We start from the raw sequence: 12,341 nt of genomic DNA on the forward strand, positions 1-12,341 counted from the left end.
GAAATGCTCGACAGCAAGCCAGGCGGCGGCGGTCAGGGCGGCGGCGCTTTTGACAGCGATCTGGACGACGACGTACCGTTCTAGGGAAATATAGAGCCGGAGATTGTCTGGTCCATTGATCGCAATTTCTACAGACTGACGGGTCGGCCCTTTTTCACTACAGAAAAAGTGGCCGGCCTATTCGTCGCGCATCCCGACAAACAGCGCAATCAATCCGATCATCCCGCAATAGCGGAAGGCAGCGTCGAGCGCCGCTTCGCGCAGGACCTCGGATCGCCACAATTCGAACCATGTTTCGGCGATGACGATCCATCCGGAAAACAGCATGAAAATAGCGACCCCACAGCCGGCGAGCGCGTATGTCTTGGCCTGTGAAAAGGCGACGGTGTCAGCTCCACGCGCGGTCCACATCTGCCACGCTCCGGTCAGGCACAAAATTGCGCTGGCAGATTTGAGCAATATGATGGCCAAGGCCCCGGCCAGAACTATCGCGGGATTGGATGTGGCTCGCCAATCGTCGGCGCCACCGTCAAATGTCGACATGGAAGTCGTAGCAGCCACGGCGCCCGTCGTTCCGTTCCAGTCGAGAATATTGCCAAAGGCGCCGAGCACGGCCCAGGTGCCGACGCTTACAATCAACAAGATTTTCAAGATGCGTAACATGCTATTGTCCCCCTCGTGGATAACGATATGCTTTCGCGTTCTTCAATTGAAGCGATTTTTCTCAACGAATCTAGCGTGATTTTCAGAATCGTTGTTCGTGGCGGTCGATATATAATGCTTCAGATCGCTTGCGAAGCTTTCGGAACAGGCTGGCGAAGAATATCGCCTGACGCTAGGCTGCAATGATGAGCGCAGTATATGACAAAATTGGCGTCGGTTATTCGCACAAACGTAAACCTGATTTCAGGATCGCCCGAGCGATCCACGATGCGCTTGGTGACTCCAGGTCGGTGGTGAATGTCGGGGCCGGAACCGGCTCCTACGAACCAACGGATCGAGTGGTGATTGCGCTGGACCCGTCAGCCGAGATGATCGGTCAACGCCCACCCGGATCTGCAACGGCCTATCAGGGGGCGGCCGAAGAGATGCCCTTTGCGGATGATCAGTTTGACGCTGCAATGGCGGTGCTGACGGTTCACCACTGGTCGGATCTCGATGCTGGTCTTCGTGAAATGCGCAGGGTTGCAAAAGGCCCATTGGTGATCCTGACCTTCGACCCGGAATCGCACTATTTCTGGCTGGCCGATTATATCCCGGAAATTATCAAACTCGATCAGCCGATCATGCCAAAGCTGGAGGCGTTCGAACGGATTTTAGTCAGAACCGAAATCAAAACCATCCCGATACCCCGCGATTGTACCGACGGCTTCCTGGGCGCCTATTGGCAACGTCCTCGTGCCTATCTTGATCCCCAGGTTCGTGCCGCAATATCCACCTTTTCAAAGCTCGAGAATATCGCGGATACTTTGGTAAAGCTGGAACAGGATCTGGCATCTGGTGTCTGGCAGGACCGTTATGACCATCTGATGGAGTTGGATAGCCTCGACGTCGGCTATCGTTTGGTGGTTGCTCAACCGATCTCGAAGAAGGAATAGATCGGACCATCTGCGGTCTGTTCGCCGGTTCCTGCGGCGACGACATTGTTCAGCCAGAGATATTGTTCTGCTCCGGCTTCGAACTTTGCGGTAACCGCCAGCGAATATTCTTCCGGTTTCAGCACCGCACCCTTGGCGAAGCGCGCCATGACTTCCGGCTCGGCCAGAAAGCGGCCCTGATAGGTCAGGTAGATCATCGCCCCGTCGTCGGTTTGCAGCGGCAAGCGGACATCGATTTCCATGACACCGTCGGGCCGGTTGATCACCCAGTCGGCGCCGGGCAGGACTTTGCCGTTCAGGCGTTCACCAGAGAAGCGGCCGCTGGTGACCGGAGCAATGCGGCGCAATCCGGCCGGCGTCTTGCCGATCATCAACATGTTCGCGAAATCGACCGTCAGGGTCAGGGTTATCAGATGTTCGTGTTTGAGCTGTGTCATCGGGGATGTCTTTTCTGTTGCTCAGGCAGGTTCGCCATGAGCGTTATAATTTGTGCCCGGTCCGGTCGCGCTTGGTATCGAGGTAAAATTCATTGTGCGGATTGGCCGCAATCTTGACCGGCAGGCGCTCTTCGACGGTCACGCCACATGCTTCCAAACCTTCCACTTTTTCCGGATTGTTGGTCAGCAATTTGACTTTGGGCACGTTGAGCAGATCCAGCATCCGGGCGGCGATCGAGAAATCCCGCGCATCAATGGCAAAACCGAGCCGCTGGTTGGCATCGACCGTATCAAAGCCCTGATCCTGCAAGGCATAGGCGCGCAGCTTGTTGATCAGGCCGATCCCGCGTCCTTCCTGCCGTAGATAAAGCAGCACACCCCAGGTCGCTTCGCCCATCTGGTCGAGCGCAGCGTGGAGCTGCGGGCCGCAATCGCATTTCAGGCTGCCGAGGACATCGCCAGTCAGACATTCGCTGTGCAGGCGGACGATCGGCGTGCTGCTGTCGCGCTTGCCGACGACCAGAGCGATATGGTCGGTGGAGTCAGCATCGCTGCGGAAGCCGTAGATATGCGCTTCGCTATTGGCGGCGACGGGAAGTCTGGCATGGGCGCTGATGATCAGCGCGTCGGCGTCGGCAAAGGCCGCAACATCCTCTGCTTGTGTGATATCTTCAGAGCCATCGACAATCACGAAGGCAGGCAGCAGGCCACCGTGCCGAGCGAGTTCCATCGCTGCGGTGGCGGCGGGCGCATTGGTCAGCGTCTCGCTGCGGAACGGGCCCTTCATCGGATAGCGCATGTCGAGCACCGGATCGACGATCGCGATAATTTCGGCTGCCGTTACCGGCGCGGACAGGCTGATCTGGATCGGCAGGTTCGGGTCGGCGGCGGCAAACTGGTTGAGCAGTTTCAGCGTCGCTGCGCGGCTGGCGGAGATGATCAGCGATATCGTCCCGGAGGAGGGCAGGGCCGCCTCCAGATCAGCGGTCTCGACCGGCAACAGGTTCAGGCGTTTGCCTTCCGCTTCCACTCCGATAGGCCAGCCCCGGCGGAGCGCATCGATCGCGCGGGCCGCACGGCGGGCGGCAGCCTTATCAGCCCCATCTACCTTACGGGCCCCGTCGAGAGGCGCTGTGTTCAAAATTCGAATTCCGTGATCAATGGCGCGTGATCCGATGGCTTGCCCCAGCTGCGCGCGTCTTCGAGAACCGAATGGCTGACCGCCTTGTCACCCAGTTCCGGGCTGACCCAGACATGGTCGAGCCGCCGGCCCTTGTCCGATGCGCGCCAGTCCTTGGCGCGATAGCTCCACCAGGTGAATAGCCGCTCGGGATCGGGAATCAGCTTGCGGCCGACATCGACCCAGCCATGGGCGTCGCGCATCTTGTAGAGATGATCGATCTCGATCTGGGTGTGGCTGACGACCTTGAGCAGGGCTTTGTGGTTCCAGACATCGGAGGCCAGCGGGGCGACGTTGAAGTCACCCATCAGGATCGTCGGTTCTTTAAGATTGGTCGACCATTCGGTCATCCGCCCGAAGAAGTCGAGCTTCTGGCCGAATTTGGGATTGATGGTTCTGTCGGCCACTTCGCCGCCAGCAGGAATATAGACATTCTCGATTCTTACACCATTTTGCAGCACCGCGCCGACATGGCGGGCTTCGCCATTATCCTGCCAGTCGTACCGTTCATCCTTGTGCAGCGGCACACGGCTGATGATCGCAACGCCATGGTGCATCTGCTGGCCGTTGAGTATTTGATGATTATAGCCGAGGCGCCGGAACATTCCTTCGGGGAATTGTTCATTGCGCACTTTGGTTTCCTGCAGGCACAGAACATCGGGTGCTTCCTCGGTGAGGAAGCGCTCGACGATGTCGAGGCGGGCGCGGATGCTGTTAATATTCCAGCTTACAATTTTCAGGGTATCGCTCATGCCGAGTCTACTAGCCACGCTCGCGAAGAAACCCAAGCCCAAAGGCGATTGGGTCGGGCAGTATTTCTATCGGTAGAGAATGTAAAACCCCCACCTCCGGGGGCATTAAGGAGGTGGGGGCTAACTCGCGTTCGTCACGCAAAAGAATGGGTTGAGGCATGTTTCGTCAGGTAACAGGGGGAAGACCTGACTGCCTCTTCTCATCCTGTGTTAGGTTATAGTCCTGTCATTCTGTCGCGAATATGAACAGAAAAAATATCATATTCTGCTGATCGGTAGTTCGTCTCGTTTCATCGCTTGCCGCGACTTTTTATCCGGGGATCGGTCCAGTTGAAGCTGCTATTGGACACCGGAACACCGAATTTCTGATTGGAAAGTCGGATCGACGTGCGATTATTTTTCGAGTCCAGTGAAACCCAGCCATCCAGAGCCAACCCGCCGGGCGCGCCCGATTTTTTGCTGAATACCATTGTAATTACGCCATATTCCGGACGTTTGGGGTCGTTGACTTCAACGCTCAGCACATTGGGATTGCGAGTCGGAACGATCTTGCCATATTTGGACAGGTCGCGTTCGGGATTGAGCAACGCAGAGAGCGGGCTGTTGCTGATTGGCCAGCGCTGTACCTGGTTCACATCATAGTCGATCAATGTCAGAGCTTTTCCGTCTCCGACGATCAGCAGATTGGCGTCTTTCTGATATTGAAAGCGGATTTTGCCGGGTTGCTTTATTGTCAGCTTCCCGGACAGCAATTGACCGCTGCGGTCGGTCTGGCTGAAAGTCGCAGTCATCGTCGACATCGAACGCAAATGGTTCGATATTTTTGACAGACTGTCGGAAGGGCTTTGCTGGGCGGTGGCGGGCAGGCTTGCTGTCAGGGCCAACGGCGCAGCGATCAAGGCGAAACCATATTTCAACATTAAGAAAACTCCAGATAATCAAGACATCTGCCTAGCCAGTGGCGATTGAACAATGGCTTAATCACTTTGTCAGCAAACGGACCGGGTCCGGTCCCTAGAGCGGCTGGCCATGTTGATCGCGCAACACTTCCCGGCGACCGATATGGTTGGGCGCGCTGATGAATTCATCTTCCTCCATCCGGTCGATGATCCGCGCGGCGGTGTTATAGCCGATCCGCAATTGCCTCTGCAGCCAGCTGGTCGAGACTTTCTGGCTTTCGAAGACAATCTGGCAGGCCTGCGTATATTGCCGGTCTTCCTTATTGTCGCTCAAATCTGCTCCATCGAGAGCGAAACTGCCGTCTTCCGGCTCTTCTGTCACGGCCTGGATATAGTCCGGCGCACCCTGCGAGCGCCAGTGATCGGCGACCCGCCGGACTTCGTCATCGGAGACAAATGGGCCGTGCACGCGGGTCAGTTGCTTGCCACCGGGCATATAGAGCATATCGCCCTTGCCGAGCAGCTGCTCGGCGCCCTGTTCACCGAGAATGGTGCGGGAATCGATTTTGGAAGTGACGTGGAAGCTGATCCGGGTCGGCAAGTTGGCCTTGATGACGCCGGTGATGACGTCGACAGACGGACGCTGGGTGGCCATGATCAGGTGGATGCCGGCAGCACGTGCCTTTTGCGCGAGCCGCTGGATCAGAAATTCGACTTCCTTGCCGGCTGTCATCATCAGGTCGGCGAGCTCGTCGACGATGATCACGATCTGCGGCAGCACTTCGAAATCGAGCTGTTCTTCCTCGTAGATCGGGCGCGATGTTTCAGGGTCATAGCCGGTCTGGACGCGGCGGCCAAGCGGCTGGCCCTTGGCCTTGGCGCCCTTTACCTTTTCGTTATAATTGGCGAGATTTCGCACAGAGATGGACGACATCATCCGGTAGCGTTCTTCCATCTGCTCGACCGCCCATTTCAGCGCGCGGATCGCCTTGGCCGGCTCGGTAACTACCGGCGACAAGAGATGCGGAATATCGTCATAGGTGCTGAGTTCGAGCATCTTGGGATCGATCATGATCATTTTGCACTCGTCGGGCGTCAGCCGGTAGAGCAGCGACAGGATCATGCAGTTCAGGCCGACTGATTTACCCGAACCGGTGGTACCGGCGACGAGCAGATGCGGCATCGGCGCAAGATCGGCAATCACCGGATCGCCGGATATATTCTTGCCCAATATGATCGGGAGCTTGCCAGTCTGTTCGGCGAAGCTGTCGCTACCGACCATCTCGTGAAGCACCACCATTTCGCGGGTCGCGTTGGGCAATTCTATGCCCATGACTGTGCGACCGGGTATTGCTGCGACGCGCGCCGATAGCGCCGACATGTTGCGGGCGATATCCTCGGCTAGCTGGATCACGCGGCTGGCCTTGATGCCAGGCGCCGGTTCCAGCTCGTACATGGTGACGACGGGACCGGGACGGACCGCATTGATCGTGCCCTTGACGTGAAAATCGTCGAGCACCGATTCCAGCAGTCGAGCGTTACGCTCGAGACCGGCCTTGTCGATCACATTGTTATTCTGTTCGGGTGCAGGTGTCAGCAGATCGAGCGAAGGCAATACATAGGGACCGAAGAAATCGCCCTGTTTGGCCTTGTTGGCGCTGGCTTTCTTCGGTGGCAAGGCACGGTCGCTGATTTCCGGTGGTGGTCGATTGTCGGGCTTGACCTCTTTGCGCGGAGCCGGGTCCTTCTTGGCTTTTACAGCACCGGAACGATCGGGCTCGATAACCAGTCCCTCGTCTTTCTGAACGAAGGGATTTTTGACCGTCGGGATTTTCAGCGAAGTTCCTGAAAATAGAGGCTTTTCGAGCCGCAAGCATGTATAGCTAAGGACCAGTCCGCATGACAGGGTCAGGGCGATCAGAATTCCCGAGGCCAAGCCGCTCCAGCTGGCAGAGATTGCGTTGAGGCCGGCGAGGGCCCCGTTTGCCAGCAACATGCCCGCTAGTCCGCCCATGCCCGCCGGCAATTCCATCTGCGGTTCCGGGAACCACAATGCCAGACTGAAGCCGACTAGCAATGTCGCTAGCAGGCACCACAATAATTGCTTTTTCCAGCCAGGCTGCGGAATGTCCCGCCACAGACGATTGGCGAGTACCAGCATCAGCGGCAGGAACAGGACCACCGGCAAGCCGATCAGCGACAACAAGAGATCGGACAGATAGGAACCGGAAATGCCCATCCAGTTATGGTCTACGCTACCCGCCGCCGTGTTGAAAGCCGGGTCGCTGGGCGAATAACTGACCAGGGCCAGAAACAGGAAGGCGGTCGCCAGCCCGATCGCGATCGCGCCGATCAAGGCACCACTGCGCAACAGGCTGAGACGCATGATCTCGCGCCAGTTCGCTTCTTTGGCTTTTTCCGCCATCATATACTCCCGTGCGTCACCCCAGCCGAAGGCGCGCGTTAACTAAACGCTCCTTTGCGCGAATCGGGGACTCTCCGTCAAGTTTCTTGGCGTTATTTTACCGGATTTGCCTTTCTTTCCCGACCATCGATGCCTACCTATATCGCATATTATGGCTCGGAAAGGCGTCTCGATGGAATCTGATTCTCGAAATAGCGATATCATCATATTGGGTGCGGGCATGATCGGTCTGACCCAGGCGCTGACTCTGGCCGCCCATGGATTGCGTGTCGCTATCATCGACCGCGCCGAGCCGGATGATTTGCTGAACCCCCAGAATGATGCGCGGGTTTCGGCGATCAACAGCGCCAGCTGGAACATGTTCGACGCCATTGGCCTAGCAGAGAAGCTCCGACCACATGGCTGCAATATCGACAAAATACTGGTCAACGACGGGCTGAAGCCGGGCACTCTGGATTTTGTACCGGGCGAGGGTGAAGGCCCGATGGGCATCATGGTCGAAAACGCGGTCTTGCGCCGGCTGCTGTTCGAGGCGGCAAAAGCCGCGGACGGCATCGATCTGCATCTGTCGACGCAGGTGGCAAGCTGTGATCGCCAGGAACATCGCGTTAATATCACGCTCGACAATGACAAGCAGCTCTCCGCGTCGCTGCTTATCGCAGCCGACGGCCGGGGCAGTCGGATGCGGGAAGAGGCCGGGATCATCATGGCCCACTGGCAATATGATCATAGCGCGATTGTTTGCAAAATCGCGCATGAGAAACCGCACGGCAATGCCGCTTATGAACTATTCTTCCCGGCTGGACCCTTTGCGATCCTGCCGATGCTCGATGATGCGGACGGCAAGCATCGTTCGGCGGTGGTATGGACGCTCTCCAGAAAAGACGGGCCGGCCTTTGCCAAGATCAACAAGCGCGCCTTTGTCGCGGAGATGATGAAGAAAACCGGTGGGTTTCTTGGCGAGCTCGAGCTGCTCACCGATCGCCAGACCTACCCGCTGGGTTTCCACCACAGTTCCCATCTCACCGCCGACCGGCTGGTGCTCATCGGTGACGCGGGTCATGGCATCCACCCGATCGCGGGGCAGGGGCTCAACCTCGGCTTGCGCGATGTTGCCGCGCTCACCGAATGTCTGGTCGAAGGTGCTCGCACGGGGCTTGATCTTGGGGATTCCCAAATTCTCGCTCGCTATGACCGCTGGCGCAGCCTCGACAATATGATGGTCTCTGCCGCGACCGATATCTTGACCCGATTGTTCGGCCTACCGGGAGAAACCTCTTCGGCGATCCGGCGCATGGGCATCGCGCTGGTACAGCGGATCCCGCCGCTCAAGGCGCAATTCATGGCGGAAGCGAAGGGCGAGACCGGCGATCTGCCGAAGTTGCTCAGGGGCGAAATGGTCTAGGATTAGAGCCTAGCGAGAACCCTGGCCGTCATCGATCTTGATCACGGTGCCGGTCACAGCGTCGGAAGACGGGGACACCAGAAACAGCAAGGTGCTGTCCATCTGTTCCGGCTGACCCAGCCGTTTACGCGGGAAATGGACGGAAAAGTCGCCCATCCGGTCGAGCATGCCGTCCATCATGTCCGATGAAAAGGCGCCCGGTGCGATGCCGTTGACGTTGATATGGAATTTCGACCATTCCACCGCCAGCGTTTCGGTCACCCGGACTACTCCGGCTTTGGTCGTTGAGTAGAGCGCGGCGCCGTGACCGTCGTAATGGGTGGCGGCGATGGAAGCGATGTTAACGATCCGGCCAGGCATTTTCTGCGCGATCAGCGGCCGGGCAAATTCGTTCGAGAGAATGAAGACGCTGCGCAAATTGGTATCGAAGACATCATTAATTAGTTCTGGCGACATCTTGGTGGCGCGTTCGGCATCAACGATCCCGGCGTTGTTTATCAAAATGTCGGGCTGGCCGAGCGCCTCGGTGACCGCGGGGATGATTGCCTGAAGCTGTTCGATATCGCGTACATCGAGAGCAAAGGCTTTGGCGGTGCCGCCCTCAGCGCTGATCTCGTCGACCAGATCGTCCAGCTTGTCCTTGCGGCGTGCCGTGCAGGCAACTTTAGCCCCGCAGGCAGCCAATACTTTGGCGAACCGGCGTCCCAATCCGGCGGAAGCACCCGTTACTATTGCGGTGCGACCTGTCAGATCGATAGAAAAATTGGGTATAGTCATAATCGGGCATCCTCTTCTGATTTTCGAAGAGGATGCCCGTAATCAATGGTTTAGCGCAAGCGCTATATTGGATTTACAGATCGGACTGTGCAATCGGAACGATCTTGATTTCGACCCGACGGTTGGCTGCCCGGCCTGCTTCTGTGCTGTTGCTGGCGACCGGCTGGCTTTCGCCATAGCCTCTTGTTGCCAGACGAGCGCGCTGGACGCCGCTGTTGGCCAAGAAATTGGCAACCGACTCTGCCCGACGTTCGGACAGGGACTGATTGTAGGAGTCGCTACCAGTGCTGTCGGTATGGCCAAGCACGTCGACATAGCTCTTTTCATAACGCGAAAGCGTATCTGCAACATTGCTGAGAGTGGTTTGAAACGCAGGACTGATAGCACTGCTGTCGACACCGAAGGTCACGTTGGACGGCATGTTGAGGATCAGATTGTCGCCTTCACGGGTGACGTCGATACCGGTACCGGCCGTCTGTTCGCGCAGTTTCTTTTCCTGTTCGTCCATATAGATACCGATGCCCGCACCAGCGAGGCCACCGACGCCAGCGCCAATGATTTTCGCGGTACGATCATTCTTGCCGCCCAAAACGTCACCCAGCAGATAGCCACCCAGGGCCCCGCCGATGCCGCCGATGGCTGCTTTTGAAATGGTCTTGTTCCCGGTTTCAGGATTGGTGACGCAGCCGCTGGTCAGTGCCAGAGCGCTTAGTGAAGCTGCCGCGATTATTGATCTGTTTATCCGCATTTTCTTTTCCCTTGTAGAAATATCTGTCCAGTCAGGATAACGCCCCGCCGACCAGAAGGTTCCACTTAACCTACGCTAAATGAACGGTGACTGACAGCAAACTTGAGATTATGTAAAACATGCTGCTAAAGGGCTTATGGCATTTCGCCCTTTCAATGGACAATATGACACCCTTTCCCTGGTTTGACGTCGCGATCATTATTCTGCTGGTGCTGATCAATGGCATATTTGCCATGTCGGAGCTGGCGATTGTCTCTGCGCGCAAGGCGAATTTGCACAGTCTGGCCGATCAAGGCAATCGCGGAGCAAAAACCGCGTTGCGTCTGGCCAGCGATCCCGGCAAATTTCTATCCACCGTGCAAATCGGTATCACCCTGATCGGCATTGTTGCCGGCGCGTTTTCCGGCGCCAGCCTTGGTGGACCAACAGCGGAGCGGTTGCAGGCGTTGGGGATGAGCTCCGAACTGTCGGGCACCGTCGGCTTTGTGCTGGTGATCGGCCTGACTACTTACGCCTCGCTGGTGATCGGCGAACTGGTACCCAAGCAGATTGCGCTACGTTCGGCAGAGCGGATCGCGATTGTCATGGCTCAGCCGATGGCGATACTGGCGCGTATTTCGGCGCCGCTGGTCTGGGTGCTCGACAATAGCAGCGCGCTGATCTTCCGGATGATGGGGATGAAGCGCGACGAAACCAGTCACGTCACCGCCGACGAATTGCAGATGGTGTTTGCCGAAGCTACCCGTTCCGGGGTGATCGAAGAACATGAGCGCGCGGTCATCGCCGGTGTCGTGCGGATGGCCGACCGTCCGATCCGCGAGGTGATGACTCCGCGGACCGAAGTCGACTGGCTCAACGTCGGGGCGACGACCGAGGAAATCCACCGGGTGTTGATCGGCTCGCCGCACAGCCGTTTTCCGGTGGCCGAAGATTCGGTCGATGATATTTGCGGTGTTGTCCAGGCGCGCGATATCGTTGCGGCGCAATTGGGTGGCGAACTGCTCGATCTGCGCAAGTTAATGCGTCCGCTCGAGAAGGTTCCTGACCAGCTTGATGCGCTCGACGCGCTGGATATACTCCGCGAGGCAGAAGTACCGATGGTGCTGGTGCACGACGAATATGGCCATTTCGAAGGGATAGTGACGCCCAATGACCTGCTCAGTTCTATCGCTGGCGAATTTGTGTCCGACCGGGATGAAAGAACCCAGCGCAGCCTGATCGAACGCGCCGATGGCAGCTATCTGGTGTCCGGTGCGATGGCGATTGATGCGCTGGCCGAACGGCTGGGAATCAGGCTATCGGAAGACCGCGACTATGCCACCGTCGCCGGTCACGCACTGGCGCAATTGCGCCACTTGCCGGAAGAAGGCGAGACGTTCGAAGATCAGGACTGGATTTTCGAGATTGTCGACATGGACGGCCGCAAGATCGACAAGTTGATCGTCCGCGCAGGCAATCCCGAAGTAGATTGAATGAGGTCAGGACCCGAGGGTCCTGATCCTAGAGCTTGCCGTATTTCTTTTCGAAACCGGCGATATCATCCTTGGCCAGATATTTGGCCTGATCGATCCAGGCGTCTCTGGTGATCCGTCCGGCGAAATTCTCGAGATATTGGTCGACCTCTGTGATTTCCGCTTCTTTCCATCCGGCGATCTGGTCGAACCGGGTGACACCAAGATTGTTGAGTAATGTGTTCAGCTTCGGACCAACGCCTTTGATCAGACGGAGGTTGTCCGGTTCCCCGACGGCTGCGGCTATCTTCGGCTGGCCGGCAGGCGCGGGTGCAGCCTCCACCTTGGCGGCTGGTTTGAGGCTTGGTTTCGGGGTGGTGACGACCGGCGTCGCGGCTACCTTGGCAGGTTCTACTGCCGACTTGGCCGGCGCGGGCGCAGGTGCTGTCACAACTGGCGGTGCGGGCTCGGGCCGGGGCTCTGCTGGCTGGACCGGTTGGCCGGCTTTCTCCAGAAGTCCGTCCTCGGCGTTGAATCCGTCGACGGAGGCTTCTCCACCGGATGCTGCCCAGACCCAAAAAGCCGTCGCAACGCCAATGAACAATGCAATCACGTAAAGCAGCCAGTTGGCGGTAATCAGCGTAATCATCTTATCAAAACCCCGTATTA

The 12,341-nt window shown here is 57.5% G+C and carries 12 protein-coding genes; 3 read left to right on the top strand and 9 right to left on the bottom strand.

The features are described from left to right. Positions 1 to 177: 177 nt before the first annotated feature. Positions 178 to 663 carry a DUF2165 domain-containing protein gene (locus V7680_RS04150; RefSeq protein ID WP_335652032.1) on the bottom strand — a complete coding sequence of 162 codons (486 nt, stop codon included), beginning with the start codon at positions 661 to 663 and terminating at the stop codon, positions 178 to 180. Positions 664 to 845: 182 nt separating this feature from the next. On the opposite strand from V7680_RS04150, the gene V7680_RS04155 reads away from it, so the two are divergent. Further along, complete coding sequence (locus V7680_RS04155; protein ID WP_335652033.1) at positions 846 to 1,598, top strand: class I SAM-dependent methyltransferase; 753 nt, start codon at positions 846 to 848, stop codon at positions 1,596 to 1,598. On the opposite strand, the gene V7680_RS04160 is transcribed toward V7680_RS04155, so the two are convergent. From V7680_RS04160 to V7680_RS04180, 5 genes are all read right to left on the bottom strand, one after another. After that, the gene (locus V7680_RS04160; protein ID WP_335652034.1) at positions 1,574 to 2,035 is read right to left on the bottom strand and encodes a DUF3237 domain-containing protein; all 462 of its coding nucleotides are present in this window, start codon (positions 2,033 to 2,035) and stop codon (positions 1,574 to 1,576) included. The genes V7680_RS04155 and V7680_RS04160 overlap by 25 nt on opposite strands. Positions 2,036 to 2,078: 43 nt before the next feature. Next, a complete protein-coding gene (gene ribA, locus V7680_RS04165) occupies positions 2,079 to 3,176 on the bottom strand; it encodes a GTP cyclohydrolase II (protein WP_335652035.1) in 1,098 nt (365 codons plus the stop codon). Beyond that, positions 3,173 to 3,967 (bottom strand): exodeoxyribonuclease III, encoded by a 795-nt coding sequence (gene xth / locus V7680_RS04170; RefSeq protein WP_335652036.1) that lies wholly within the window; start codon positions 3,965 to 3,967, stop codon positions 3,173 to 3,175. The genes ribA and xth overlap by 4 nt, the downstream gene beginning before the upstream one ends. A 290-nt stretch (positions 3,968 to 4,257) precedes the next feature. Continuing rightward, positions 4,258 to 4,887 (bottom strand): LolA family protein, encoded by a 630-nt coding sequence (locus tag V7680_RS04175; protein WP_335652037.1) that lies wholly within the window; start codon positions 4,885 to 4,887, stop codon positions 4,258 to 4,260. A gap of 94 nt (positions 4,888 to 4,981) precedes the next feature. After that, complete coding sequence (locus V7680_RS04180) at positions 4,982 to 7,291, bottom strand: DNA translocase FtsK 4TM domain-containing protein (RefSeq protein ID WP_442954969.1); 2,310 nt, start codon at positions 7,289 to 7,291, stop codon at positions 4,982 to 4,984. A 172-nt stretch (positions 7,292 to 7,463) separates the two neighbouring features. On the opposite strand from V7680_RS04180, the gene V7680_RS04185 reads away from it, so the two are divergent. Continuing rightward, the gene (locus tag V7680_RS04185) at positions 7,464 to 8,696 is read left to right on the top strand and encodes a UbiH/UbiF/VisC/COQ6 family ubiquinone biosynthesis hydroxylase (protein ID WP_335652039.1); all 1,233 of its coding nucleotides are present in this window, start codon (positions 7,464 to 7,466) and stop codon (positions 8,694 to 8,696) included. Between the two features lie 9 nt (positions 8,697 to 8,705). On the opposite strand, the gene V7680_RS04190 is transcribed toward V7680_RS04185, so the two are convergent. Continuing rightward, positions 8,706 to 9,473 carry an SDR family NAD(P)-dependent oxidoreductase gene (locus V7680_RS04190; RefSeq protein WP_335652040.1) on the bottom strand — a complete coding sequence of 256 codons (768 nt, stop codon included), beginning with the start codon at positions 9,471 to 9,473 and terminating at the stop codon, positions 8,706 to 8,708. 73 nt (positions 9,474 to 9,546) lie between these two features. Continuing rightward, on the bottom strand, positions 9,547 to 10,221 hold the full coding sequence (locus V7680_RS04195; protein WP_335652041.1) for an OmpA family protein: 675 nt from the start codon (positions 10,219 to 10,221) through the stop codon (positions 9,547 to 9,549). A 155-nt stretch (positions 10,222 to 10,376) separates the two neighbouring features. On the opposite strand from V7680_RS04195, the gene V7680_RS04200 reads away from it, so the two are divergent. Further along, entirely contained in the window at positions 10,377 to 11,693 is a 1,317-nt protein-coding gene (locus V7680_RS04200; RefSeq protein WP_335652042.1) for a hemolysin family protein, read from the top strand. A 28-nt stretch (positions 11,694 to 11,721) separates the two neighbouring features. Here the strand turns inward: V7680_RS04200 and V7680_RS04205 are convergent, their stop codons facing one another. Then, complete coding sequence (locus tag V7680_RS04205; RefSeq protein WP_335652043.1) at positions 11,722 to 12,321, bottom strand: hypothetical protein; 600 nt, start codon at positions 12,319 to 12,321, stop codon at positions 11,722 to 11,724. Between the last annotated feature and the right edge of the window lie 20 nt (positions 12,322 to 12,341).

This window comes from Parasphingorhabdus sp. (assembly GCF_036963705.1).
Lineage (GTDB): Bacteria > Pseudomonadota > Alphaproteobacteria > Sphingomonadales > Sphingomonadaceae > Parasphingorhabdus.